The sequence below is a fragment of the Caulobacter sp. BE264 genome (assembly GCF_031457805.1).
Lineage (GTDB): Bacteria > Pseudomonadota > Alphaproteobacteria > Caulobacterales > Caulobacteraceae > Caulobacter.
Map to the genome: position 1 here is coordinate 417,782 of NZ_JAVDXI010000003.1, position 23,427 is coordinate 441,208.

The 23,427-nt window shown below is 67.4% G+C and carries 25 protein-coding genes and 1 pseudogene; 13 read left to right on the forward strand and 13 right to left on the reverse strand.

Annotated elements, in window-relative coordinates:
* Nucleotides 1-18 precede the first annotated feature (18 nt).
* Entirely contained in the window at nt 19-3,348 is a 3,330-nt protein-coding gene (locus tag J2X45_RS10315; protein ID WP_310214256.1) for an amidohydrolase family protein, read from the forward strand.
* Nucleotides 3,349-3,444: 96 nt separating this feature from the next.
* Here the strand turns inward: J2X45_RS10315 and J2X45_RS10320 are convergent.
* Together J2X45_RS10320 and glmM are read right to left on the reverse strand one after the other, a co-directional pair.
* A pseudogene (locus tag J2X45_RS10320) lies at nt 3,445-3,507 on the reverse strand (hypothetical protein); the annotation flags it as partial.
* Nucleotides 3,508-3,542: 35 nt separating this feature from the next.
* Complete coding sequence (gene glmM / locus J2X45_RS10325; RefSeq protein WP_310214258.1) at nt 3,543-4,889, reverse strand: phosphoglucosamine mutase; 1,347 nt, start codon at nt 4,887-4,889, stop codon at nt 3,543-3,545.
* Nucleotides 4,890-5,049: 160 nt separating this feature from the next.
* Here glmM and glmS point away from each other — a divergent pair, with 160 nt between their 5' ends.
* On the forward strand, nt 5,050-6,870 hold the full coding sequence (gene glmS, locus J2X45_RS10330) for a glutamine--fructose-6-phosphate transaminase (isomerizing) (protein WP_310214259.1): 1,821 nt from the start codon (nt 5,050-5,052) through the stop codon (nt 6,868-6,870).
* 3 nt (nt 6,871-6,873) lie between these two features.
* Here glmS and J2X45_RS10335 read toward each other — a convergent pair whose 3' ends face one another.
* Entirely contained in the window at nt 6,874-8,055 is a 1,182-nt protein-coding gene (locus tag J2X45_RS10335) for a cyclopropane-fatty-acyl-phospholipid synthase family protein (protein ID WP_310214261.1), read from the reverse strand.
* A 64-nt stretch (nt 8,056-8,119) separates the two neighbouring features.
* Here J2X45_RS10335 and J2X45_RS10340 point away from each other — a divergent pair, with 64 nt between their 5' ends.
* Both J2X45_RS10340 and J2X45_RS10345 read left to right on the forward strand, forming a co-directional pair.
* Nucleotides 8,120-8,581: an SAM-dependent methyltransferase gene (locus tag J2X45_RS10340; protein WP_310214263.1), complete on the forward strand. Its 462-nt coding sequence runs from the start codon at nt 8,120-8,122 to the stop codon at nt 8,579-8,581.
* The gene (locus tag J2X45_RS10345) at nt 8,578-9,096 is read left to right on the forward strand and encodes a GNAT family N-acetyltransferase (RefSeq protein ID WP_310214265.1); all 519 of its coding nucleotides are present in this window, start codon (nt 8,578-8,580) and stop codon (nt 9,094-9,096) included. The genes J2X45_RS10340 and J2X45_RS10345 overlap by 4 nt, the downstream gene beginning before the upstream one ends.
* Here J2X45_RS10345 and J2X45_RS10350 read toward each other — a convergent pair.
* A complete protein-coding gene (locus J2X45_RS10350; protein ID WP_310214266.1) occupies nt 9,093-9,548 on the reverse strand; it encodes a hypothetical protein in 456 nt (151 codons plus the stop codon). The genes J2X45_RS10345 and J2X45_RS10350 overlap by 4 nt on opposite strands.
* Nucleotides 9,549-9,560: 12 nt before the next feature.
* Nucleotides 9,561-9,971 carry a YkvA family protein gene (locus tag J2X45_RS10355; RefSeq protein WP_310214269.1) on the reverse strand — a complete coding sequence of 137 codons (411 nt, stop codon included), beginning with the start codon at nt 9,969-9,971 and terminating at the stop codon, nt 9,561-9,563.
* A 72-nt stretch (nt 9,972-10,043) separates the two neighbouring features.
* Between J2X45_RS10355 and J2X45_RS10360 the strand changes: the two genes are divergently transcribed.
* Entirely contained in the window at nt 10,044-10,826 is a 783-nt protein-coding gene (locus tag J2X45_RS10360; protein ID WP_096052862.1) for an SDR family NAD(P)-dependent oxidoreductase, read from the forward strand.
* A 136-nt stretch (nt 10,827-10,962) separates the two neighbouring features.
* Here the strand turns inward: J2X45_RS10360 and J2X45_RS10365 are convergent, their stop codons facing one another.
* The 3 genes from J2X45_RS10365 to J2X45_RS10375 form a co-directional block, all read right to left on the reverse strand.
* On the reverse strand, nt 10,963-11,553 hold the full coding sequence (locus J2X45_RS10365) for a CC0125/CC1285 family lipoprotein (RefSeq protein ID WP_310214271.1): 591 nt from the start codon (nt 11,551-11,553) through the stop codon (nt 10,963-10,965).
* Nucleotides 11,554-11,646: 93 nt separating this feature from the next.
* Nucleotides 11,647-12,315, reverse strand: a complete 669-nt coding sequence (locus tag J2X45_RS10370) for a LysE family translocator (RefSeq protein ID WP_310214273.1) — start codon at nt 12,313-12,315, stop codon at nt 11,647-11,649.
* A gap of 6 nt (nt 12,316-12,321) precedes the next feature.
* On the reverse strand, nt 12,322-12,729 hold the full coding sequence (locus tag J2X45_RS10375) for an MAPEG family protein (protein ID WP_310214276.1): 408 nt from the start codon (nt 12,727-12,729) through the stop codon (nt 12,322-12,324).
* 219 nt (nt 12,730-12,948) lie between these two features.
* Between J2X45_RS10375 and J2X45_RS10380 the strand changes: the two genes are divergently transcribed.
* Nucleotides 12,949-13,149 (forward strand): KTSC domain-containing protein, encoded by a 201-nt coding sequence (locus J2X45_RS10380; protein ID WP_310214279.1) that lies wholly within the window; start codon nt 12,949-12,951, stop codon nt 13,147-13,149.
* Between the two features lie 7 nt (nt 13,150-13,156).
* Here the strand turns inward: J2X45_RS10380 and J2X45_RS10385 are convergent, their stop codons facing one another.
* From J2X45_RS10385 to J2X45_RS10400, 4 genes are all read right to left on the reverse strand, one after another.
* Nucleotides 13,157-13,666: a cupin domain-containing protein gene (locus J2X45_RS10385; protein WP_310214282.1), complete on the reverse strand. Its 510-nt coding sequence runs from the start codon at nt 13,664-13,666 to the stop codon at nt 13,157-13,159.
* 127 nt (nt 13,667-13,793) lie between these two features.
* Nucleotides 13,794-15,020, reverse strand: coding sequence for an argininosuccinate synthase (locus J2X45_RS10390; protein ID WP_310214283.1), 1,227 nt, complete (start codon nt 15,018-15,020; stop codon nt 13,794-13,796).
* A gap of 83 nt (nt 15,021-15,103) precedes the next feature.
* A complete protein-coding gene (locus tag J2X45_RS10395; protein WP_310214285.1) occupies nt 15,104-15,466 on the reverse strand; it encodes a hypothetical protein in 363 nt (120 codons plus the stop codon).
* Nucleotides 15,467-15,469: 3 nt separating this feature from the next.
* Nucleotides 15,470-17,467, reverse strand: coding sequence for a potassium transporter Kup (locus J2X45_RS10400; RefSeq protein WP_310214288.1), 1,998 nt, complete (start codon nt 17,465-17,467; stop codon nt 15,470-15,472).
* A 200-nt stretch (nt 17,468-17,667) separates the two neighbouring features.
* Here J2X45_RS10400 and J2X45_RS10405 point away from each other — a divergent pair, with 200 nt between their 5' ends.
* From J2X45_RS10405 to rlmN, 4 genes are all read left to right on the forward strand, one after another.
* The gene (locus tag J2X45_RS10405; protein ID WP_310214289.1) at nt 17,668-18,090 is read left to right on the forward strand and encodes an Rrf2 family transcriptional regulator; all 423 of its coding nucleotides are present in this window, start codon (nt 17,668-17,670) and stop codon (nt 18,088-18,090) included.
* 141 nt (nt 18,091-18,231) lie between these two features.
* Nucleotides 18,232-18,840, forward strand: coding sequence for a flavodoxin family protein (locus J2X45_RS10410; RefSeq protein WP_310214293.1), 609 nt, complete (start codon nt 18,232-18,234; stop codon nt 18,838-18,840).
* A 162-nt stretch (nt 18,841-19,002) separates the two neighbouring features.
* On the forward strand, nt 19,003-19,803 hold the full coding sequence (locus J2X45_RS10415; RefSeq protein ID WP_310214294.1) for an SDR family oxidoreductase: 801 nt from the start codon (nt 19,003-19,005) through the stop codon (nt 19,801-19,803).
* A 195-nt stretch (nt 19,804-19,998) separates the two neighbouring features.
* Nucleotides 19,999-21,213 (forward strand): 23S rRNA (adenine(2503)-C(2))-methyltransferase RlmN, encoded by a 1,215-nt coding sequence (gene rlmN, locus J2X45_RS10420; protein WP_310214296.1) that lies wholly within the window; start codon nt 19,999-20,001, stop codon nt 21,211-21,213.
* Here the strand turns inward: rlmN and J2X45_RS10425 are convergent.
* A complete protein-coding gene (locus J2X45_RS10425) occupies nt 21,210-21,542 on the reverse strand; it encodes a helix-turn-helix domain-containing protein (RefSeq protein ID WP_310214299.1) in 333 nt (110 codons plus the stop codon). The two genes, rlmN and J2X45_RS10425, sit on opposite strands and share 4 nt — an antisense overlap.
* 50 nt (nt 21,543-21,592) lie before the next feature.
* Between J2X45_RS10425 and J2X45_RS10430 the strand changes: the two genes are divergently transcribed.
* The 3 genes from J2X45_RS10430 to J2X45_RS10440 all read left to right on the forward strand — a co-directional run bounded on the left by J2X45_RS10430 (nt 21,593) and on the right by J2X45_RS10440 (nt 23,414).
* Nucleotides 21,593-22,033 carry an SRPBCC domain-containing protein gene (locus J2X45_RS10430; protein ID WP_310214302.1) on the forward strand — a complete coding sequence of 147 codons (441 nt, stop codon included), beginning with the start codon at nt 21,593-21,595 and terminating at the stop codon, nt 22,031-22,033.
* Nucleotides 22,034-22,126: 93 nt separating this feature from the next.
* The gene (locus J2X45_RS10435; RefSeq protein ID WP_310214305.1) at nt 22,127-22,555 is read left to right on the forward strand and encodes a DUF350 domain-containing protein; all 429 of its coding nucleotides are present in this window, start codon (nt 22,127-22,129) and stop codon (nt 22,553-22,555) included.
* 25 nt (nt 22,556-22,580) lie between these two features.
* On the forward strand, nt 22,581-23,414 hold the full coding sequence (locus J2X45_RS10440) for a serine protease (RefSeq protein ID WP_310214308.1): 834 nt from the start codon (nt 22,581-22,583) through the stop codon (nt 23,412-23,414).
* Nucleotides 23,415-23,427 lie beyond the last annotated feature (13 nt).

Below are 23,427 nucleotides of genomic sequence, written 5' to 3' on the forward strand. Positions count from 1 at the left end.
GTGTTCGGGGGAAATCAAATGGATCGTCGGCTGACGGCGCTGGCCGCCTTGTTGTTGATGTCGGGCTCGGCCCTGGCCCACCAGGCGTTGGCGCAAGCCGCGCCCGGCGCGGCGCCGGCGGCGAGCGCCGCCAAGGCCGACAAGCCCGAAAAGTGGAACGTCAACGCCCCGCCCGGCGTCGCCACCCGCGAGGTGCGGATCAGCGTCGACAACGGCACCTGGATGAATGTCGACGTCTCGCGCGACGGCAGGCTGATCGCCTTCGACATCCTGGGCGACATCTACACCATGCCGATCGCCGGCGGGACGCCGACGCGCATCGCCGAGGGCCTGGCCTATGACCAGCAGCCCCGCTTCTCGCCGGACGGCAAGCGGATCGCCTTCACCTCCGACCGGGGCGGCGGCGACAATATCTGGGTGATGAACCTGGATGGGAGCGACAAGCGCCAGGTGACCAAGGAGGACTTCCGTCTGCTTAACCAGCCCAGCTGGAGCCCCGACGGCCGTTTCATCGTCGCCAAGAAGCACTTCACCACCGGCCGCTCGCTGGGGACCGGCGAGGTCTGGGTCTATCACGTCTCGGGCGGCGGCGGCGTCCAGCTGGTCAAGCGCGCCAGCGAGCAGCTCCAAAAGGAGCTGGGCGAGCCGATCTATGCGGCCGACGGCAAGAGCGTCTTCTACACCCGCAATGTCACGCCCGGCCCGATCTTCGAATATGCGCAGGACTCCAACACCGCCCTCTTCGATATCGAGCGCTATGACCTGGAGACCGGCGAGGTCACGACCGCCGTCTCGGGCCTGGGCGGTTCGGTGCGGCCGACGCCCTCGCCGGACGGCAAGAAGATCGCCTTCGTTCGCCGCGAGCGGACGAAGTCCAAGCTCTATGTGAAGGACCTCGTCTCCGGCGAGGAGCGCAAGATCTATGACGCGCTGGATCAGGACGTCCAGGAGACCTGGGCGGTGACCGGCGTCTATCCGAACATGGCCTGGACGCCCGACGGCGCCGCCGTGGTGTTCTGGGCCGGCGGCAAGATCCGGCGGGTCAATGTGGCGGACGGCGCGTCCGGCGTGATCCCGTTCAAGATCGACGACACCCGCGTTCTGATCGACGCGATCCATCCCGAGGTCGAGGTCGCCCCCGATCGCTTCACCACCAAGATTCCGCGCTGGGCCAGCGTGTCGCCGGACGGCAAGGCGGTGGTGTTCGAGACTCTGGGCAAGCTGTGGATCAAGTCGACGGCGGGCGGCGAGCCGCGTCGTCTGGTCAGCGGCGACGAAGACGCGTTCGAGCTCTATCCGTCGTGGTCGCGGGATGGCCGAACGATCGTCTTCGTCAGCTGGACCGACGCGGGGCTGGGGCGGCTACGCACCGTGCCGGCCGGCGGCGGCGCGGCCAAGGACGTGATCGCCCAGCCGGGCCACTATGGCGCGCCGCGCTTCTCGCCGGACGGCAAGACCATCGTGTTCGAGCGGCGTCGCGGCGGCGGCCTGACCTCCGGGCGCTGGTCGCAGGATCCGGGGATCTACCGGGTCGCCGCTACGGGCGGGACGCCGGTGCGGGTCTCGCGCGGCGGGTCTGAGCCGCAGTTCGGCGCGGCCAACGACCGGGTGTTCATGCTGATGTCGAGTGGCGACAAGCGCCAGCTGGTCAGCACCGATCTGAACGGCCAGGCCAAGCGGGTGCACGCCAGCGGCGACATGGTCAACGACTACAAGGTCTCGCCGGACGGCCGGAACCTCGCCTTCCGCCAGAACTACGAAGCCTTCGTCATGCCGCTGATGCCGGGGACCCAGGAGGTCTCGGTCGACCAGAAGGGCGGTCCGCTGCCGGTGACGCGGGTCAGCGCCGAGGGCGCGGACTTCATCCACTGGTCGAAGGACGGCAAGCAGGTCCACTGGAGCATGGGCCCGACCTTGTTCACCGCCGAGACGGACGCGCTCTACGCCAGCGCTCCGGCCGCCGACGGGGCCAGCAAGGACGATGGCAAGTTCAAGCCGGTGAAGACGGGTCTGTCGCTGTCGATGGAGGTCGCCGCCGACAAGCCGACCGGCGTCGTGGCCCTGACCGGCGCGCGTGTGGTGACCATGGCCGACAAGGCGGGCGGGATCATCGACGACGCGGTGATCGTGATCAAAGGCGACCGCATCGTGGCGGTCGGACCCAAGGCCAGCACGCCCGTTCCGGCTGACGCCAAGGTGGTCGACGTGACGGGCAAGACCATCATCCCCGGCCTCGTCGACGCCCACGCCCACGGGCCGCAGGGGAGCAACGACCTCATCCCGCAGCAGAACTGGTCGGCCATGGCCAACCTGGCTCTGGGCACGACGACGATCCACGATCCCTCGTCGCAGGCGTCGATGATCTTCGCCGCGGCCGAGCTGCAGCGGGCCGGCAAGATCCTGGCCCCGCGCACCTTCTCGACCGGCGAGATCATCTATGGAGCCAAGGCCGCCGAGGTCTATGCCGAGATCAACAGCCTGGACGACGCGCTGGCCCATGTCCGCCGGCTGAAGGCGCAGGGCGCGCACAGCGTCAAGAACTACAACCAGCCCCGCCGCGACCAGCGGCAGATGGTCGTCGTCGCGGCCCAGAAGGAAAACATGGAGGTCGTGCCCGAGGGCGGGTCGCTCTACACCCTGGACGTGACCCTGATCCAGGATGGCAACGCCACCGTCGAGCACAATGTGCCGGTGGATCGCTTCTACGACGACATCGTCAGCCTGTGGTCGCAGACCAAGACCAACTACACCCCGACCCTGGTCGTGGCCTATGGCGGCCCGGCCGGCGATCCCTACTGGCGCCAGCACATGGACGTCTGGACCCATCCGCTGTTGTCCAAGCACGCGCCGCCGGCGCTGCTGGCCGCCCAGAACGCGCGCCGTCAGGCTGCGCCCGAGGAAGACTATGTCGACGGCGCCGCCGCGCGCGAGGCCAAGAAGCTGGCCGATCGTGGCGTGCAAGTGTCGATCGGCGCCCACGGCCAGCAGGCGGGCCTGGGGTCGCACTGGGAAATGTGGTCGTTCGCGCGCGGTGGCTGGAGCCCGGTCGAGGCCCTGGCGGCCGGCACGATCAACGCCGCCCGATCGCTGGGCTACGCCAAGGACGTGGGCTCGCTGGAGATCGGCAAGCTGGCCGACCTTCTGGTGCTGGACGCTGACCCGACCGTCGACATCCGCAACAGCGACAAGCTGCACCGCGTAATGCTGGGCGGCCGGCTCTATGACCCGGCGACCCTGAACGAGACCGTCACCGGCCAGCGGGTCCGTCAGCCCTACTGGTGGGAACGCTCGGGCGAAGCCTGGAGCGGCGGCCAGGGGGGCGCTGGCCACACCGACGACGTGGGGTGATGAAAGGCTGAGTTCGCATTGGGTGTGGACGCGTCATGGCGGCCGCCCTCGCCCTTCGACAAGCTCAGGGTGAGGACGACTGCTGGCCTCGGTTCACACAAAATCCTCATCCTGAGCTTGTCGAAGGACGAGGATTTCCAGCCGCGTCAGCGCCCACACTCAATGCGAATACAGCCTAGCGAGAGCAGGCATTCTTAAGCCGCCTTCACCGCCGAGGCGATCGACTTGACGACCTTCTTCACCAGGGCCGGGTCGTCGCCCTCGGCCATAATGCGGATCAGCGGCTCGGTGCCCGAGGCGCGCACGACAATGCGGCCCGCGCCGTTCAGCTGGGCCTCGCCGTCGGCGATGGCTTCCTTCACCGCCGCCGCCTCCAGCGGCTTGCCGCCGGCGAAGCGGACGTTTTCCAGGAGCTGCGGGACCGGCTCGAACTGACGGCCCAGCGCGCTCATCGGCTTGTCGGTCTCGACCATGACGGCCAGCACCTGCAGGGCTGCGATCAGGCCGTCGCCCGTGGTCGAGAAGTCCGACAGGATCAGGTGGCCCGACTGCTCGCCGCCGACATTGAAGCCGCCCTCGCGCATGCGCTGCATGACATAGCGGTCGCCCACAGCGGTGCGCTCCAGCGACAGGCCCAGGGTGTTCAACTGACGCTCGAGGCCAAGGTTCGACATCACCGTGGCGACGACGCCGCCGCCCTTCAGGGTCCCGGCCTTGTGCGAGGCTGCGGCGATGATCGCCATGATCTGGTCGCCGTCGACGACCACGCCCTTCTCGTCGCAGATCACCAGGCGGTCGGCGTCGCCGTCCAGGGCGATGCCGATGTCGGCGCGGTACTCGCGCACCATCTTGGCCATGGCCTCGGGATGGGTCGAGCCGCACTCCTCGTTAATGTTGGTGCCATCGGGCGAGACGCCCAGGGTGATCACCTCCGCGCCCAGCTCGTAGAGGGCGGTCGGAGCCACCTTGTAGGCCGCGCCATTGGCGCAATCGATGACGATCCGCAGGCCCGACAGGTTCAGATGGCGCGGGAAGGTCGCCTTGACGATCTCGACATAGCGGGCCTGGGCGTCGTCGATCCGCTTGACGCGGCCCAGCTCGCGCGGGGCGGCCAGGCCCTCCTGCAGGCCCTGGTCCATCAAGGCCTCGATGCCCAGCTCCTGGGCGTCCGACAGCTTGTAGCCGTCGGGGCCGAACAGCTTGATGCCGTTGTCGGCGAAGCTGTTGTGGCTGGCCGAAATCATGATGCCGAGGTCGGCGCGCATCGAGCGGGTCATCATGGCCACGGCGGGGGTCGGCAGAGGGCCGAATAGGCGCACGTCCAGACCCACGCTGGTCAGGCCGGCCACGAGGGCCGGCTCGATCATGTAGCCCGACAGGCGGGTGTCCTTGCCGATCACCACGAGGTGGCGACGCTCGTCCTGCGAGCGGAACAGCTTGCCGGCCGCCAGACCGACGCGCAGGGCCACCTCGGCCGTCATCGGATGCTTGTTGGCCTGGCCCCGGATGCCGTCGGTGCCGAAATAGGCGCGCTTGCTCATGGTCGTTCTGTCGTCTCTTTTGGGTCGTGCTTCGGACGCGAAACGATCCGAAATGCAGATTTATGCGAAGCGGTCTTTAGCCAGTGCTAAAGCGCCTCACGCAAATTCGCGTGTCGGTAGGCATAAGCCTGTCGGCGCGTTCTACAAGGGATCATGGCTCATGTGCGGCATTATCGGCATCGTCGGAAAAGAACCCGTCGCCGACCGGCTGATCGAGAGCCTCAAGCGGCTGGAGTATCGCGGCTATGACTCCGCCGGCGTCGCGGGCGTGGTTGGCGGAAAGGTCGAGCGTCGGCGCGCCCAGGGCAAGATCAAGGCTCTGGAAGCCGTATTGGCCGATGAACCCCTGACGGCGACCACGGGCATCGGCCACACCCGCTGGGCCACCCACGGCGCGCCGAACGTCCGGAACGCCCACCCACACACCGCCGGCCGCGTCACCCTGGTGCACAACGGCATCATCGAGAACTTCGCCGAGCTGAAGGCCGAGCTGGCCGCCGCCGGCCGGACCTTCGAGAGCGACACCGACACAGAGGTCATCGCCCAGCTGATCGACGCCGAACTGGCCACGGGTCTTGCCCCGCTCGACGCCTTCAAGGCCACGCTGGACCGCCTGACCGGCGCCTATGCGCTCGCGGTGCTGATCCAGGGCGAGGCCGACCTGATCCTGGGCGCCCGCCGCGGCAGCCCGCTGGTGGTCGGCGAGGGCCAGGGCGAGATGTTCCTGGGCTCCGACGCCCTGGCCGTCGGTCCCTTCACCAACCGCGTCATCTATCTGGAGGAGGGCGACTACGTGGCCCTCGACCACGACAGCCGCCGCATCTTCGACGCCTCGGGCGCGCCGGTCGATCGCCCGGTCCGCGTGGTGCCGACCTCGTCGGTGATGTTGGAGAAGGGCAACTACCGGCACTTCATGGAAAAGGAGATCCATGATCAGCCCGAGGGCTGCCAGCGGACCATCGCCGCCTATGTCGACACCCTGACCTCGAAAGCTTCGGTTCCCGGCGACATCGACTTCGCCAAGCTCGAGCGCATCCAGATCGTGGCGTGCGGCACCTCCTACATCGCCGGCGTGGTCGGCAAGTATCTGATCGAGCAGCTGGCCGACCTGCCGGTCGATGTCGAGATCGCCTCGGAGTTCCGCTATCGCACCCCGGCCCTGCGCCCCGGCTCGCTGGTCGTGGCCATGTCGCAGTCGGGCGAGACCGCCGACACCCTGGCGGCCCTGCGCTACTGCAAGGCCAAGGGCATGAAGAGCGCGGTGGTCGTCAACGCCACCGAGTCGACCATGGCCCGCGAGGTCGACGTCGTCTGGCCGATCCACTGCGGTCCCGAGATCGGCGTGGCCTCGACCAAGGCCTTCACCGCCCAGGTCAGCGTGATGATCGCCCTGGCCATCGCCGCCGCCAAGGCGCGCGGGACGATCGACGCCGCCGAGGAGCAGCGTCTCGTCAAGGTTCTGCTGGAGGCCCCGCGCCTGATCGCCGAGGCCATCGGCCTGGAAGACGCCATCAAGGAGATCGCCGCCGACGTCGCCAAGGCCCGCGATGTGCTCTATCTGGGTCGCGGCCCGATGTCGGCGCTGGCCCTGGAAGGGGCGCTGAAGCTGAAGGAGATCAGCTATATCCACGCCGAGGGCTACGCCGCCGGCGAGCTCAAGCACGGCCCGATCGCCCTCGTCGACGACCAGACTCCCATCGTCATCCTCGCGCCTCACGACAGCTATTTCGAGAAGTCCGCCTCGAACATGAGCGAGGTGATGGCGCGCGGCGGCCAGGTGATCTTCATCACCGACACCGAGGGCGTGAAGCACGCCCCCGCCGGCGCTAAGGTGGTGGTCACCGCTCCCGCCAGCGACCCTCTGGTCTCGACCCTGGTGATGTCGGCCCCGATCCAGCTCTTGGCCTACCACGTCGCCGTGGTGAAGGGCGCGGACGTCGACCAGCCTCGGAATCTGGCGAAGTCGGTGACGGTGGAATAGTCGCTATCGAGACCCGCTGAGCAGATAGTCTCGCGTCAGCGGAACCGCGTCGCGTTTCTTGGCCAGTTGGATCTGGAAGACCATGTGGCCGCCGTGGCGGAAGCCCAGCTCCGCACCGGCCAGATAGAACTCCCACATCCGCCGGAACCGTTCGTCGAACATCTGCGGGATGTCCGGGTCGGCCATAAAGCGCTCGCGCCAGATCCGGCAGGTCTCAGCGTAGTGCAGCCGCAGGATCTCGATGTCGGTGATCCAGAGGCCCGCGCGCTCGATCGCCGTGACGATCTCGGACAGACCGGGGATATAGCCGCCGGGGAAGATGTACTTCTGGGTGAAGGCGTTGGTCGCGCCGGGTCCGTGCATCTTGCCGATCGAATGGACCAGGGCGACGCCGTCCTCGTCCAGCAGGCGGGCGATGGTGTCGAAATAGGTCTGGAAGTTTGGCGCGCCGACATGCTCGAGCATGCCGACCGAGACGATGCGGTCGAAGGGTTCGGCGAGGTCGCGATAGTCGGTGAGGCGGAAGTCGATCCGCTCTGAGAGGCCGGCCGCCTCCGCCCGTTCCTTGGCCAGGGCCAGCTGCTCGGTCGACAGGGTGACCCCGGTCATCCGCGCCCCGAAGTCCTTGGCCAGTGTCATCGAGAGGCCGCCCCAGCCCGATCCGATGTCGAGCGTTTTCATGCCGGGCCGGATCAAGAGCTTGCGGCCGATCAGCGCCTTCTTGGCGACTTGGGCCTCTTCCAGCGTCATGTCGGGCCGCTCGAAATAGGCGCAGGAGTACTGCATGTCGGCGTCGAGGAAGCGCCGGTAGAGGTCGTTTGACAGGTCGTAGTGGTGGGCGACGTTGCGGCGCGAGGCGACGCGGTCATTGACCTGCTGGAGCTGGCGCTTGATCGCCTTGCGAAGCCGCGTGAGCGCCGAGCCGCGCTTGGGCTTTCGCCCGCCGCTCTCGCCGACGATGGTCAGCAGGTCGCAGATCGTCCCCTGCTCGAAGACGATGTCGCCTTCCATGTAGCCCTCGCCAAGGCCCAGACTGGGATTGGCGAGACGGCGCAGCCCCCTGGCGTTGATCCGCATCACCACGGACGGTCCTGTTCCGTCTCCGGCCTTGATGACGCGACCGCCGGGCAGACACGCCGTCAGGTCGCCGGTCTTGATCATCTTGCTCAGCAGCGCTTCGATCATGACAGTGCCTTTGGAGAAGATTTGTCCGCGAGAGGCCCTCGCATCTTCCGTGTAAGGACGCGCAATGTCGATCATGATGACGCCGATCGGATGGGTCGAGGGTGGACGGACGGTTCCGGACGACGACGACTGGGGCGACAGCCGCGCGCGGATCGTCCTGGATCCCGCGCGCTTCGACGACGAGGCGCTGATGGGGCTGGACGCCTTCAGCCACGCCGAGGTGATCTTCGTGTTCGACAAGGTCGGCGAGGACCAGATCATCACCGGGGCGCGCCATCCGCGCGGCAATGCCGATTGGCCGCGCATCGGCATTTTCGCCCAGCGCGGCAAGAACCGGCCCAACCGGATCGGCGTCACCGTCTGCGAGATCGTTTCGGTGGCGGGGCGGGGGCTGGAGGTGCGGGGTCTGGACGCCATCGACGGCACGCCCGTGCTCGACATCAAGCCGGTGATGAGCGGCTTTGCGCCGCGCGGGGCAGTCCGCGAGCCCGACTGGGCCAAGGCCATCATGGAAAACTACTGGTGAGCCGCAGCCTCATCGTCGATCGCGCCCGCGCCGACGAGGCGACGATCGTCGCCAACCTGATGCAGCTCTATATCCACGACTTCTCGGAACTGTGGTTCGACCGTGAGGTCGAAGGCGAGCTGGGCCCGGACGGGCGCTATTCGGACTATCCCGGGCTCGAGACCTACTGGCGCGACCCGACCCGCGAGGCCTGGCTGTTCCGGATCAACGGCCTGCCCGTCGGCTTCGGCCTGGTCAATGCGGTCGCCCACGCCGACACGCCGATCGACCGCGCGGTGGCGGAGTTCTTTGTGGTCCGCAAGCATCGCGGGCGCGGCGTGGGTCTGGCCGCCGCCCATGCGCTGTTCGCCTCGGCCTGGGGCGTCTGGGAAGCGGCGACGGTGCGCCGTAACGTCGGCGCGCGCGCCTTCTGGCGTCGCGCGGCCGAGACCTATCCTGGCGTCCGCGACGTGGTCGAGGAAGATCGCCATGACGCCCGCTGGGATGGAACGGTGCTGACCTTCCGGGTGGGCTAGCGCTTCCGCAGCTCTGGGCAGGCCTCGGGTTCGGCCGTCCAGCTGACGCTCGCCACCTTCCAGGCCCCGTCGGCCTTGGCGAGGGTGAAGATATTGACGCCGCAATGGACGGTCTTGCCGTCGCGGGTGATCTCGAAGGGTCCGGTGACCGTCGCCAAGGCGCCGCGCCGCACCACGGCCGGCGACCACATCCATTCCTTGAGGCCCGGCGCCACCTTCTTGCCGAAGCTGTCCTCGAACCCGAAGCGACGAAGGTCGATCGAGCCGTCCGGCTTGGTCGTGACGGCCATCATCGGGATGTTGGGCAGCGCTGCGGCGCGCATGGCGGCCGAATCTCCGGCTTCCAGGCCGTCGAAAAAGACCTGGGTTGCGGCGAGGACAGCCTTGTCCTCCGGATCAGCGGGCGGGGTCGAGACAACGGCGGCGGCGAGCAGAAGAGCGGTGAACGGCATGGATGGTCCGGGTCAGGTGTCGTCGGAAAGCCGATTGAGGAACGCTTGGGCGGCCTCCTTGTGGCGCGGCTTGAGCGTCTTGCCGAGGACGGCCATAAGGGCCGCGATCACCGCGGCGTCGTCGGTGAAGCCGATGACCGGCAGAAGGTCTGGCAGGGCGTCGGTCGGCAGGACGAAATAGGCCAGGCCCGCCAGCATCATGCCCTTGGCCGCCATCGGGGTCTCCGGATCGCGCGCGGCCCACCAGACCGACAGGGCGTCGGCCGCAAACGGGATCTTCGCCGCGACCTTGCGGATTTTCGGCAGGAAGCCCTCGCGCACGCGCTCTTCGTTCACGCGGACGGTCGCGGGGACCAGCGCCTTGGCTGGATCCAGCACCTCGTTGACGTTTACGTCGGGGGACGGTTTGGCGCCGCCGCTCATCGGGATAAACCTCTGTTCAAACTTGATCCTAAACGCGAACGCTTCAAACGCGAACTAGCAGGGAAACGTCCAATGAAACTCGACAACACCGTCGCCGCCGTCGTCACCGGAGGCGCTTCGGGCCTCGGCGAAGCCACCGCCCGCGCCCTGGCCGCCCAAGGCGTCAAGGTCGCCCTCTTCGACATGAACGAAGAGCGCGGTCTGCAGGTCGCCAAGGAGATCGGCGGCGTGTTCTGCAAGGTCAACGTGACCAGCGACGCCGATGTCGACGCCGGCTTCGAAAAGGCCCGCGCCGCGCACGGCCAGGAGCGCATCCTGGTGAACTGCGCCGGCACCGGCAACGCGGCCAAGACCGCCAGCCGCGACAAGGCCACCGGCGAGACCAAGCACTTCCCGCTCGACGCCTTCGACCGCATCATCCAGATCAACCTGGTCGGCACGTTCCGCTGCATCGCCAAGTCGGCCAAGGGCATGCTGGACCTTGAGCCGCTAGAAGACGGCGAGCGCGGCGCGATCGTCAACACCGCCTCGGTGGCGGCCGAGGACGGCCAGATGGGCCAGGCGGCCTACTCGGCCTCGAAGGGCGGCGTGGTGGGCATGACCCTGCCGATCGCTCGTGACCTGATGAGCGAAGGCATCCGCGTCAACACCATCCTGCCGGGCATCTTCAACACCCCGCTGATGAACAACGCGCCGGAAGCGGTGAAGGCCGGCCTGGCCGCCAGCGTTCCTTTCCCCAAGCGCCTGGGTCATCCGGAAGAGTACGCCCAGCTGGCGGTCACCATGATCACCTGCGGCTACTTCAACGGCGAGGACGTCCGCCTGGACGGCGGCATCCGCATGGCGCCGCGGTAAGGGTCGCGCGCTCCTCCCCCGCGATGCGGGGGAGGTGGCCCAGAGGGCCGGAGGGGGCGAACTCGGCCTTGGCGGCGCTAGCCCCCTCAGTCACTCCGTGACAGCTCCCCCGCATCGCGGGGGAGCATCTTCCGACTTACTTCGCTTCAGGCCGGACGATCGTACTGGCCAGGTTGGCCATGATCTCGCGGGCGTCGTAGGCGCGGGGATCGCCCTGCGGCTTCTGGCCCTTGTGCATGACGATCTCGGCGCCGGCCTCGAACTTCTCGACTGTGCGGATCTGGCCGCGATCAGCGAAGAAGGGGTCACCCCAGAAGGGGTCCCAGGTGCGCCAGCCATAGGCGGGGCCGTAATAGCGCCAAGCCGGGCGCCAGTAGCCGTACGGATAGCCGAAGCCGAAGCCTGGGCGCGAGAACGGATCGGGCTCGACATAGGTGCGCGAGGTGCGGTCCGTGCGGTGGTCAGCGGTCTCGAACCAGTCATACCCTTGCTGCACCGTCAGCTCGGCCGAGCGGTACAGCAGATAGCGCTCGACGGTTTCGCGCGAGGTCAGGTTGTTGCCGGCGAACGACACGCGATAGCGGTCGCCTTCCAGCTTCTGCTCCGAGAAGCCGCCGGTGACGGCGCCGGAGGTGACGCGAGGCTGATACGGCGTAGGCGTGGCGCAGGCGGCGAGGCCGGCGGTCACGACCAGCGCGGCGGCGAGGGCGGCCTTCTTGATCGACATGACGTGCTCCTTCACGCGGAGTCCTTGGACATTGTCACAACTCTGGCCGCGCTTTGTGGTTTCGCCAAGGCCGCTTTGCCTCATGGTTGAAACTTAACCGCGCGAGACGATCAGGACGGCGGCCGTGATCAGCAGAATTCCGACCAGGATCGCAAAGCCGCGACGGAAGCCCGGTTCGTTCATCCGGCTGGACAGCGCCGCGCCGCCGACGCCGTAGGCGGACATGCTGATCAGGTCCATGCCGATGGTGGCGCAGGCGAACATGATCAGCTGCGGGACCAGCGGGCGGTCGACGTCGAGGAAGGGTGGCAGCACAGCCGAGAAGAACAGCAGGATCTTCGGGTTGGCGATCTGCACCATGAAGCCGTCGAAGAAGGCGGAGCGGCCGGCCCTGACACTGGCGGACGCTTGGCTCTCCAGGTTCCGGATCCCGGCCCACAGCGACTTCAGGCCCAGCCAGACGAGATAGGCCGCGCCAGCGAGGGCCAGGACGTGAAAGGCCTTGGGAAAGGTGATGATCAGGGCGCCCAGGCCGAGCGCCGAACAGGCGAACCAGACCAGGGTGGCGGTGTTCATGCCCAAGACGCCCAACAGGGCGGCGGTCTTGCCCCGCGCCATGCCCGTGGCGATCGCGAACAGGTTGGCGGGCCCTGGCGTGATCGCCATGACGAACATGGCGACGAGAAAGGCGCCATAGCGGGCGGGATCGACGGGCAGGTGGTCCATGGCGCGGATATAGGCTGCTCCGCCACGGACCACCAAGCAAAGCTAGGCGCCGACGACCGCATAGACGTAGATCGCCCGCCCCAGGGCGCCGAACAGCAGCACGGCCGTGGCCAGCATCTGGATGATGAAGCCCAGCTCTCTCTTCTTGGCGTCTGCGGCGTAGCCCAGGGCGTAGAGGATGCGGCCGATGATCCACACGACGCCGGCGGCGGCGGCGAACAGGTCGTTCCAGTAGATCGCGAACAGCCACAGCGACGGCAGGTAGATCACTAGCCACTCGACCGTATTGGCCTGGACGCGGATGTGGCGCTCCAGCTCCGGATCACCGGTCATGGCCGGGGCGTCGATGCCCGAGCGACGGCGGGCGCCGCCAATCCTCAGGATCATCCAGACATAGACGAGCAACGAGACCAGGGTGACGATCGCCACCAGCGCGTGGGATTGCTGCATGTGTTTGTTTCCTCCCGACGGCCTTCTGGGCCGCTTAAGGGACGACCCTAGCGGGGTTCGAGGTGGCTTGGCATCCCCCCGCGCGCGCCTTAAGGGACTTGCGCGTTAAACACTTGTTAGGGATAGCTGTCGTCGTCGCGCGCGAAGGATCCGTTGGAACCTCGCTCCCGTTCGTTCGCTTTTCCCGATGACGATCCTCATCCGCGGAGGCTTTGCGCCATGCGAGTGGAATCCACGGCGATCACCGAAATCACCTACACCCCCGAGCACGGCAAGCTGTTCGTCACGTTCCACGACGGCGACGAATACGTCTATGTCGGCGTGCCCGAACGGATCAGTCAGGCCTTCTATCGATCTCGCTCGAAGGGGCGGTTCTTCCAGCGGATGATCCGGGATCGGTACCCGTACAATCGGGTGTGAGCGGCGGCTAACTCCCGCCCGGCAGCTTGATCCCCAACAGCACCAAGCGCTCCCCGATGATTCCGAACCAGTGAGGGACGCCTGCGGGGATCAGGATGACATCACCTGCGCCAAGCGGCCGCGTCGCGCCGCCTTCGATGCGACTCCCCTCCACCAGGCCTGGCCTGCGGGTCTCCGGATCGACGAGGGCGCCGCCGGAAACCAGCGTGCCCGCCCCCTCAAGCACGATCGCGTATTCCGCCTCGCTCGGATGCACAGCGGGACGGCCCGGCTTCTTCCAGATTTCGATCGCCGCCACATTGGTCCCGTCGCGGACCAGCGGGCGCCAGGCGAAGCCTTGATCAGGCTTCATCGCGCCGAGCATTTCGCTCAGCTGAGCCTGTACATCAGCCTGGCTCGCAAAGCCTGACGGCTCAGGCGGCGAAGCCTCGGCGACCTGCGCCGAAGCGGCGGCGCTGATTGAGAGCGCTAGCGCAACAGGCGCAACGCCCAACTTGAAGGCTCTTGCCGGTGTCATCGCTCCAGACCCCCTCAGACGCGTGGGCTAGCCATAGCGGCGCGCGCTCAGAAAAGACATCGCCCATAGAAAAAGGCGCCGCGAGTATCCCCCGCGACGCCCTTCAACCTTTCGCGCCGACGCGCGACTAGCCGCGCTTGTCGCGCTTGGCCAGGACCCGCAGACGCAGGGCGTTGAGCTTGATGAAGCCGCCGGCGTCGCGGTGGTCGTAGGCGACCTTGCCTTCCTCGAAGGTGACCAGGTCCTGGTCGTAAAGCGAGTAGGGGCTCTCGCGGCCGATGACCGTGACATTGCCCTTGTACAGCTTCACGCGGACGCTGCCGGTGACCTTGTCCTGGCTGTAGTCGATGGCGGCCTGCAGCATCTCGCGCTCGGGCGAGAACCAGAAGCCGTTGTAGACCAGCGATGCGTACTTCGGCATCAGCTCGTCCTTCAGGTGCATCGCGCCGCGGTCCAGCGTGATGCTTTCGATGCCGCGGTGAGCGGCCAGCAGGATGGTGCCGCCCGGGGTCTCGTAGACGCCGCGCGACTTCATGCCGACGAAGCGGTTCTCGACGAGGTCAAGGCGGCCGATGCCGTTGTCGCGGCCCAGCTCATTGAGCTTGGTCAGCAGGGTGGCCGGGCTCATCGCCACGCCGTCGATGGCGACCGGGTCGCCCTTCTCGAAGTCGATGGTGATGATGGTCGGCTTATCGGGCGCGTCTTCCGGCGCGATCGTGCGCATGTGGACGAACTCGGGGGCCTCGACCGCCGGGTCTTCCAGGACCTTACCCTCGGACGAGGAGTGCAGCAGGTTGGCGTCGACGCTGAACGGCGCTTCGCCGCGCTTGTCCTTGGTGATCTGGATCTGGTGCTTCTCGGCGAAGTCCAGCAGGGCCTCACGGGACTTGAAGTCCCACTCACGCCAGGGGGCGATCACGGTGATGTCGGGCTCGAGGCCATAGTAGCCGAGCTCGAAGCGGACCTGGTCGTTGCCCTTGCCGGTCGCGCCGTGGCTGACGGCGTCGGCGCCCATCTTGCGAGCGATCTCGATCTGCTTCTTGGCGATCAGCGGACGCGCGATCGAGGTGCCGAGCAGATACTGGCCCTCATAGACCGTGTTGGCGCGGAACATCGGGAACACGAAGTCGCGCACGAACTCCTCGCGGACGTCCTCGATGAAGATGTTCTCGGGCTTGACGCCGGCGGCCAGCGCCTTGGCGCGGGCCGGTTCGATCTCTTCGCCCTGGCCCAGGTCGGCCGTGAAGGTGATGACCTCAGCGCCGTACTCGGTCTGCAGCCACTTCAGGATGATCGAGGTGTCGAGGCCGCCCGAATAGGCGAGCACGACCTTCTTCACGGACTTGTCGGCCATGAGCGGGTCCTTTCGGAGAGAAACACAAAGTCGCGCGCCTTCAACGGCGAAAGGCCGCGCGGGTCAAGCGTTAATAGGGCTGCCTACAGGACGTCCTCGTCCTGCAGCGTCTTGATGGCCGACCGCAGGTGGAAAAGCTGGGCCATGGCCAGTACGGCGCCGAGGGTGGCGCGCACGCAGAACACCATCACCGCCTCGAGCCCTTCCGCCCGGAACGTCGTGCCCGACAGGGTGAAGGCGAAGATGATCGCCATCGACGCGACCGGAATCCACAGCAGGCCTGCGGCCTTGTTGAACCGAAGCGCCGGCTTGCCGTCACGACCCCATACGATCGGCACGCTCGCGCCGGCCGGGATGCGTTTCCAGGCGCCGTGGGCGGTGGTGGCGATGATGGTCAGGGCGGCGATCGACAGACCGTCGCCGATGATCCGCAGGGCCGTTTCCATCGCCTAGACCGTCACCTGGGCGCCCAGCTCGACCACGCGGCCGGGCGGGATCTTGAAGAAGTCCGTCGGGTTGGCGGCGTTCTTCATCAGGTAGATGAACAGGCGGTCCTGCCACAGCGGCATGCCGCTGTTGGCCGACGGCACGATCGAGCGGCGGCCGAGGAAGAAGCTGGTGGCCATGATGTCGAACTTCAGGCCCTGCTTGCGGCACACGGCCAGGGCCTTGGGGATGTTCGGGCTTTCCATGAAGCCGTAGTTGACCACGACCTTCTTGAAGTCGTCGTTGACCTTCTCGATCTTGACCCGGTCCTCCTCGGCGACACGCGGCGTCTCGGCGGTGCGGACCGTCAGGATGACGTTGCGCTCGTGCAGCACCTTGTTGTGCTTGAGGTTGTGCATCAGGGCGACGGGCGTCATGTCCGGGTCGGACGTCAGGAAGATCGCCGTGCCCGGCGCGCGGTGCGGGGCGCGGGCGCGCAGGATGTCCATCAGGTCGGCGACGGGCAGGCTGTCGCGGCGGGTCTTGTCGGTCAGGATCTGGCTGCCGCGCACCCAGGTGGCCATCACCGTGAACAGCGCCGCGCCGATCAGCACCGGCAGCCAGCCGCCCGAGAAGAAGCGCAGGGCGTTGGCGCTGAGGAAGGTGATGTCCAGGGCCAGGAACGGCACCAGGAAGAGCAGCGCCATCGGCATGCTCCACTTCCACAGCTTGCGCATGACGATGAAGGCCATGCACGTGGTCACGATCATCGTGCCGGTCACGGCCAGGCCATAGGCGTGGGCCAGGGCCGAGGACGTCTGGAACGTGAACATGATGGCCAGCACGCCGACCAGAAGCATGGTGTTGAGCTGGGGCACGAAGATCTGGCCCGATTGGGTCTCAGAGGTCCGGCGCACGTCGAGGCGCGGCAACAGGCCCAGCTGGATGGCTTGCTGGGTCAGCGAGAACGCGCCGGTGATCACGGCCTGGCTGGCGATCACGGTCGCCGCACCGGCCAACAGCACCAGCGGCAGGCGCAGCGCCTCGGGGGCCATCTCGAAGAACCAGTTCAGCTCCGGCATCGCGGTTCCGGCCGCCTCGGCGGCTTGAAGCGTGGTCAGGGCGAAGGCGCCTTGGCCCAGATAGTTCATGGCCAGGCACGGCAAGACGAAGAACAGCCAGGCGGCCTGGATCGGCCAGCGGCCGAAGTGACCCATGTCGGCGGTCAGGGCCTCGACGCCGGTCACGGTCAGGAACACCGCGCCCAGGACGATGAAGCCGGTCAGGCCGTGCTCGGCCAGGAACTTGACCGCATAGAACGGGTTCACCGCCATCAGGATGCCGGGGTTGCCGGCCAGATTGATCAGACCCAGCGAGAACATCACGCCAAACCAAACGGCGCAGACCGGGCCGAAAAGCTTGCCGACCGAGGCCGTGCCCCGGCTCTGGATGAAGAACAGGCCCAGCAGCATCACCGTGGCGATCAGCAGCACGACCTCATTGGTCACGCCGTGTTCAAGGGCGGGGATGGTGCGAAGGCCTTCGACGGCGGACAGCACCGACATGGCCGGCGTGATCACCGCGTCGCCGTAGAACAGCGCCGCGCCGGCGACGCCCAGAGCGAAGACCAGGGTGGTGCGCCGCCCCATGGCGTGCTGGGCCAGGGCCATCAGCGAGAGCACCCCGCCTTCGCCCTTGTTGTCGGCGCGCATGATGAAGACGACGTACTTGATCGTCACGATCAGGAACATCGCCCACAGGGCCAGCGAGACGACGCCGAAGATCTCCGACCGGGTGACGCCGTCATGGGCGGCTGCGGCGAGGGCTTCCTTGAAGGCGTAGAGCGGGCTGGTGCCGATGTCGCCGAACACCACGCCGACCGAGCCCAGGGCCAGAGCAAAAAAGCCATGGCCCTTCAGGTCATGGCCGTGACCGTTGGTTGCGGCGCCGTCTTGTTGGGGAATGTCTGAGGACGCAGGCGCACAGTCGGCTGCGGAGTCGATGGGGGCTTCGGAAGCCATGTAATCCCTCCGGGGAGCCCTCGCAAAACGCTGCTGGCCGACCCATATCGCGATCAAGCGCGGCGCGATACACCCAAACCGCGCCCGGTTCAATCGTCACGCTGCGTCGCATCATGCGGCCTGTTCGTCGGCGAACGCTTTCATCGCTGCGCAGTTTTCGGTTGAACGCGCGGGCGGCCACCTTACGTTCCCGGGTTGAGATGTCGGACAGTCAGAAATTCCCCGTCGCGGCCCATGCCCTGGCCTATCTGGCGCACAAGGCCGCGTTCTCGGCCGATCGCGCCGTGGCCAGCGCCGAGCTCGCCGCCTCGGTGCCGACGAACCCGGTCGTGGTCCGCCGGGTCACCGCGATGCTGGGGAAGGCCGGCCTGATCGGCGCCCGCGCCGGCGCCAATGGTGGGGCCTGGCTGCTCAAGCCCGCCGAGACCATCACCCTTGATGTCGTACTGCGGGCCGTCAACGGCTGCGCCCATCTCGGCGTCGCGCCCAAGGGCGTGAAGGGTTGCCCGGTGGGCGAGAAGATCCCCGACGCCGTCCGCGCAGCGATCCTGGCTGCAGATCAGGCCGCCGCCGAGCGGTTGTCCCGGATCACGGTCGCGGATCTTCTGAGCGAACTTCACTAGACCATAAGCCCTGGCCTTCAGCCGCGCTGATTCCAGCCTTCGAAAAACTGCATCAAACATTGTTGCTGTTCCTCTGGTGGCGCGATTGGGCGTCATTACGTAATCGCTACCGTTTCAGTTTCTAAACGCGAGGGATTACCCATGACCACCGTCGCCATCGCCTATCATTCCGGCTACGGCCACACCGAAGTCCTGGCCCAGAAGGTCGCCGAAGGCGTTCGCGACGCCGGCCAGACACCGGTGCTGCTGAAGATCGAAAGCGCGACCCAGGATTTCGCGCCGCTGATCGACCAGATCACCCAGGCCGACGCCGTCATCTTCGGCGCCCCGACCTACATGGGCGACGTCTCGGGCGTATTCAAAGTGTTCGCCGACGCCACCTCCAGCGCGTTCTTCACCAGCGCCTGGAAGGACAAGCTGGCCGCCGGCTTCACCAACTCGCACAGCTTCGCGGGCGACAAGGCCCATGCGCTGGCCAGTCTGACCATCCTGGCGGCCCAGCACGGCATGAACTGGATCAACCTGGGCCTGGCGCCGCCGAACGTCACCGCCGCCGAGCGCGGCCCCGAGACGATCAACCGCGTCGGCTCGTTCATCGGTCTGGCCGCTCAGTCGGACAACGCCTCGCCCGAGATCACCCCGCCCTCCGGCGACCGCGAGACCGCGCGCCTGCTGGGCGAGCGCGTCGCCAAGGCGGCGGCGCGTTGGGCGGCCGGCGCGGCGCGCGGCGGACTCGACCAGGCCGCCTAGGGCGGGTCCACGATCGCGGCCGCCGCCCTCCCGGCCGTGATCCGAAAGGGGCGCGCCTCGCCATTCCGGCGCGCCTCTTTCGTCCCGGCGTCTGGAGGGTTGCTTGAACCAAATCACGGGCCGTGCTCGACTCTGGCGAAGTTTCCACCGGATCACTCTGTCATGGCCCGTCGTCTCGCCCTGATCACCGGCGCCTCCGCCGGCATTGGGGCCGCCTCCGCCCGCATCTACGCCAGCCACGGCTATGACGTGGCCTTGACCGCGCGCCGGGTCGACCGCCTGGAAGGACTGGCCGCTGAGATCAAGCTGCGCTCGGGCGTCGAAGCCTATGCCATTCCGGCCGATCTCGCCGAGGTCAGCGGGGTCGACACCGTGCTCTCGGCGATCGCCAAGCAGGGACGGGAGGTCGACGCCCTGATCAACAACGCCGGCTATGGCCTGCCGGGGACCTACGACGCGACGAGCTGGGCTGATCAGGCCAAGTTCCTGCAACTGATGCTGACCAGCGTCTGCGAGATGACCCACAAGGTCCTGCCGGGGATGGTCGAGCGCAAGTTCGGCCGGATCGTCAACGTGGCCTCGCTGGCGGGCCTGGTTCCCGGCGCGGCGGGCCACACGCTCTACGCGGCGACCAAGGGCTTTCTGGTGAAGTTCTCGCAGAGCCTGCACCTGGAGAACCTGTCCAACGGGGTGCACGTCACCGCCCTGTGCCCGGGTTTCACCTATTCGGAGTTCCACGACGTCAACGGCACGCGCGCCCAGGTCAGCCAGGGCGTGCCCGAGTGGATGTGGCTGGGCGCCGACGAGGTGGCCGCCGCCGGCTACGAAGCCGCCGAGGCCAACCGCTCGATCTGCGTGCCTGGCGCGCCGAACAAGGCGATCGCCGCCATCGCCAAGATCGTCCCCGACGACTGGGCCCTGGCCCTGATGGCCAGCCAGGGAAGCCGGTTCAGGAAGGTGTAACTGCTAAAGTTGTCATCCCGGACAAGCGCGCAGCGCGCTGATCCGGGACCGCCGGAAGCTCCGCGTTCGTGGCGGTCCCGGCTCTCCGCTTCGCTGCGGCCGGGATGACAGGAATTTGGTCGCAGGCCGTCCTTTTGGAAAACCGGGCCTGATCTGCTATAGACCCGCCTCGACCCCGAAGAGCCGGACATCCCCTTGAGCGTCACCCTCGACCTGTCGCGCGTCTCGTCCGAGACGACGCCCGCCCAACCCGTCGCCAAGCCGCTGGTCAACCTGTCGGGCCTGACGCGCCCGCAGCTGGTCGCGGCCTTGGTCGAGAGCGGCGTGGTCGAGCACGGCAAGGCCAAGATGCGGGCCACCCAGATTTTCCGCTGGATCCATCATCGCGGCGTCACCGACTTCGCCGACATGAGCGATGTGGCCAAGGAGACTCGCGCGCGTCTGGCCGAGGCCTTCACCATCGCCCGCCCCGAGATCGTCGAGCGCCAGGTGTCCAAGGACGGCACCCGCAAGTGGCTGATCCGCATGGCGCCCGGCATCGAGGTCGAGAGCGTCTACATCCCCGGCGTCGGGCGCGCCGGCGCTCTGTGCGTGTCCAGCCAGGTCGGCTGCACGCTGAACTGCAGCTTCTGCCACACGGGTACCCAGCCGCTGGTCCGCAACCTGACCACGGCCGAGATCGTCGCCCAGGTGCAGGTGGCCAAGGACGACCTGGCGGAATGGCCGTCCGACAAGGAGGATCGCCAGCTCTCGAACATCGTGTTCATGGGCATGGGCGAGCCGCTCTACAATCTGGGCCAGGTGGCCGACGCCATCGAGATCATCAGCGACAACGAGGGCATCGCCATCTCGCGTCGCCGGATCACCGTGTCGACCTCGGGCGTGGTGCCGATGCTGGAAAAGCTGGGCTCGACCACCCAGGCCATGCTGGCCATCAGCCTGCACGCCACCAACGACCCGCTGCGCGACGTCCTGGTGCCGCTGAACAAGAAGTACCCGATCGCCGAGCTGATGGCCGGCATCCGCGCCTATCCGGGCCTTAGCAACGCCCGCCGCGTGACCTTCGAGTACGTGATGCTGAAGGGCGTCAACGACAGCCCCGAGGAAGCGCGCGCCCTCGTCAAGCTGATCAAGGGCATCCCGGCCAAGATCAACCTGATCCCGTTCAATCCCTGGCCTGGCAGCGACTACCAGTGCTCGGACTGGGCGACGATCGAGGCGTTCGCCGCGATCCTGAACAAGGCCGGCTATTCCTCGCCGATCCGCACCCCGCGCGGTCGGGACATCCTCGCCGCCTGCGGCCAGCTGAAGAGCGAGAGCGAAAAGGTCCGCGCCTCGGCGCTGCGCAAGCTGTCGCTGGCGGCGATGGCGGGCGTGCTCTCCGACGATGACGAGGACGAGGCGGCTTAGGCCTCTTCCGCCTCCACCATCGTCTTGAGCCGGCTAAGCATGCTCGCCGCATAGGCCGCGTAGGGCCCGATCCAGCGTTCGTGGAGGGCGTGGATCGGCAGGGCGTCCAGGTGGTTCCACCGCTCGCGCCCGCGCCGCTCGGCCACCACCAACCCGGCCTCTTCCAGCACGCCCAGATGCTGCATCACCGTGCAGCGATCGAGTTCGGGAAACCGGCCGCAGAGCATGCCCGTGGTCAGGGGCTCGTCCTTCAACAGATCCAGCATCCGGCGCCGGACCCGATGGCCCAGCGCCTTGAAGATCAGGTCCGATTCGTCCTCGCTTGACATGTTATAGATTTATAACACATTGTCGCAGGCAGCAAGGACGGAGCACATCGATGCCCTACGAATTCACCGTCGGCGGCCGCATCGCCAAGCCCGTGGCCGAGGTCTTCGAGGCCGTCGCCGATCCCCAAAAGCTGTCGGGCTACTTCACGACCGGCGGGGCGCAGGGCCGGCTGGAGACCGGCGCGATGGTCACCTGGGATTTCCACGACTTCCCGGGCGCGTTCCCGGTCGAGGTGGTCGAAGTCGTCACCAACGAAAAGATCGTTCTGCGCTGGGAAGCGGCGACCGGCGGCTTCACCATGGTCACCATGACCTTCGCCGACACCGGCGACGGACGGACCCTGGTGCGCATCCATGAGGCTGGCTGGGGCGATACGCCAGCGGACGAGAAGGCGGCGTTCGGCAACTGCGAAGGCTGGACCGGGATGCTGTGCGCGATGAAGGTCTTCGTCGAGCACGGGATCAACCTGCGCCAGGGCTTCTATAAGTAGGGCCTGTTTCCCCACGGACGGGCGCCCCCTACGCAAGTCTTGCCGACCCGTGTTAGTCAGGGGTCAGCACGATTATCGGGGTCATTTGCGTCCATGCCGTCCCAGCTTCAGTCGCCCGAGGTCCAGGCCTTCGCCACCGGCTTTCCGATCACCCTGCTGCATGCGGGCGTGACCCTGGTGATGCTGATCCTGGGGGCGGCGCTGTACGCGCTGCTGACCCCGCACAAGGAAATCACCCTGATCCGCGAGGGCAACTCGGCCGCGGCCCTGTCGCTGGGCGGCGTGTTCGTCGGCCTGGCCATCCCGCTGTCGGTGTCGTTGCGGGCGTCGACCTCGGTCACCGAAATCGTCATCTGGGGCGCGGCCACCATCGCGGTGCAGTTGCTGGTCTTCCGCATCACCGACATGCTGCTCAAGGGTCTGCCCGAACGCATCAACGAGGGCGAGGTCGCCGCCGCCGCCCTGCTGGTCGGCGCCAAGCTGGGCGTCGCGCTCATTCTGGCCGCGGCGGTGGGCGGCTGATACACTCGCGCCCGGAGGTCGTCCGGTGCATTTCCCCAAGCTTCCCGACTGGCTAGTCTACGCTGCGGCGGTGAGCGCCCTGGTGATCGTCGCCGTCGGCCGCCAGGAGCGGTCGGACGCGCCCCCGCCCCCGCCGCCGGTGCCGGGCGAAGAGGGCCTGCCGCTGGGACCGTCCTCGCCGTTTGATCCCTCCATCGTGGTTCAGGTGCCCGACAAGCCGGCGCCGGGCTCAGGCACGGCCTTTTCGGTCGGCGACGACGGCGTCTGGCTAACGGCGCGCCATGTGGTCGACGGCTGCAAGCAGGCCGCCATTGTCGTCGCCGACGGGCGCGGCGTGGCCGCCAAGGTCCATGTCGACACCCGCGCCGATGCGGCGGTCCTGACCACCGAAGGCGGCGCGCCCGCCGTGCCGATGGGATTGGACGAACCCCTGCGCCGGGGCGCGCGCGCCTATCACCCCGGTTTCCCGCAAGGCCATCCGGGTGAAGCCGCCTCGCGCCTGCTGGGACGCGAGAATCTGGTCGTCCACGGCCGGGGCGCCCGGACCGAGCCCGTGCTGGTCTGGGCCGAGGTCGGTCGCACCGACACCTTGAAGGGCACGCTCTCGGGCCTTTCGGGCGCGCCCGCGCTCGATGCGGCAGGACGGGTGATCGGCGTCACCGTGGCCGAGGCCCCGCGCCGGGGCCGCATCTACACGACCGCGCCTGAAACCCTGAAGGCCGTGCTCGGATCGCACCGTCGCCCCGCCGCCTCGGAGTTCGCCCCCAGCGAGCCGATCACCACCGAGAACTACGGCCGCGTCGCCGACGGCCTGCGCCGCGATCTGCGGGTGGCGCAGGTGGTGTGCCTGGCGGTTTAGAGAATTTTTGAAA

Excerpts from the sequence above, each read along its gene's own strand:
- J2X45_RS10395 (WP_310214285.1), bottom strand. The coding sequence starts at position 15,466 with ATGGAAACGGCCCTGCGGATCATCGGCGACGGTCTGTCGATCGCCGCC.
- J2X45_RS10355 (WP_310214269.1), bottom strand. The coding sequence starts at position 9,971 with ATGAGCGGCGGCGCCAAACCGTCCCCCGACGTAAACGTCAACGAGGTG.
- J2X45_RS10405 (WP_310214289.1), top strand. The coding sequence starts at position 17,668 with ATGTCGGACAGTCAGAAATTCCCCGTCGCGGCCCATGCCCTGGCCTAT.
- J2X45_RS10350 (WP_310214266.1), bottom strand. The coding sequence starts at position 9,548 with ATGCCGTTCACCGCTCTTCTGCTCGCCGCCGCCGTTGTCTCGACCCCG.
- J2X45_RS10375 (WP_310214276.1), bottom strand. The coding sequence starts at position 12,729 with ATGCAGCAATCCCACGCGCTGGTGGCGATCGTCACCCTGGTCTCGTTG.
- J2X45_RS10435 (WP_310214305.1), top strand. The coding sequence starts at position 22,127 with ATGCCGTCCCAGCTTCAGTCGCCCGAGGTCCAGGCCTTCGCCACCGGC.
- J2X45_RS10400 (WP_310214288.1), bottom strand. The coding sequence starts at position 17,467 with ATGGCTTCCGAAGCCCCCATCGACTCCGCAGCCGACTGTGCGCCTGCG.
- J2X45_RS10385 (WP_310214282.1), bottom strand. The coding sequence starts at position 13,666 with ATGACACCGGCAAGAGCCTTCAAGTTGGGCGTTGCGCCTGTTGCGCTA.
- J2X45_RS10315 (WP_310214256.1), top strand. The coding sequence starts at position 19 with ATGGATCGTCGGCTGACGGCGCTGGCCGCCTTGTTGTTGATGTCGGGC.
- J2X45_RS10430 (WP_310214302.1), top strand. The coding sequence starts at position 21,593 with ATGCCCTACGAATTCACCGTCGGCGGCCGCATCGCCAAGCCCGTGGCC.
- J2X45_RS10390 (WP_310214283.1), bottom strand. The coding sequence starts at position 15,020 with ATGGCCGACAAGTCCGTGAAGAAGGTCGTGCTCGCCTATTCGGGCGGC.
- J2X45_RS10415 (WP_310214294.1), top strand. The coding sequence starts at position 19,003 with ATGGCCCGTCGTCTCGCCCTGATCACCGGCGCCTCCGCCGGCATTGGG.
- J2X45_RS10365 (WP_310214271.1), bottom strand. The coding sequence starts at position 11,553 with ATGTCGATCAAGAAGGCCGCCCTCGCCGCCGCGCTGGTCGTGACCGCC.
- J2X45_RS10410 (WP_310214293.1), top strand. The coding sequence starts at position 18,232 with ATGACCACCGTCGCCATCGCCTATCATTCCGGCTACGGCCACACCGAA.
- J2X45_RS10425 (WP_310214299.1), bottom strand. The coding sequence starts at position 21,542 with ATGTCAAGCGAGGACGAATCGGACCTGATCTTCAAGGCGCTGGGCCAT.
- J2X45_RS10380 (WP_310214279.1), top strand. The coding sequence starts at position 12,949 with ATGCGAGTGGAATCCACGGCGATCACCGAAATCACCTACACCCCCGAG.
- J2X45_RS10360 (WP_096052862.1), top strand. The coding sequence starts at position 10,044 with ATGAAACTCGACAACACCGTCGCCGCCGTCGTCACCGGAGGCGCTTCG.
- J2X45_RS10340 (WP_310214263.1), top strand. The coding sequence starts at position 8,120 with ATGTCGATCATGATGACGCCGATCGGATGGGTCGAGGGTGGACGGACG.
- glmS (WP_310214259.1), top strand. The coding sequence starts at position 5,050 with ATGTGCGGCATTATCGGCATCGTCGGAAAAGAACCCGTCGCCGACCGG.
- glmM (WP_310214258.1), bottom strand. The coding sequence starts at position 4,889 with ATGAGCAAGCGCGCCTATTTCGGCACCGACGGCATCCGGGGCCAGGCC.
- J2X45_RS10335 (WP_310214261.1), bottom strand. The coding sequence starts at position 8,055 with ATGATCGAAGCGCTGCTGAGCAAGATGATCAAGACCGGCGACCTGACG.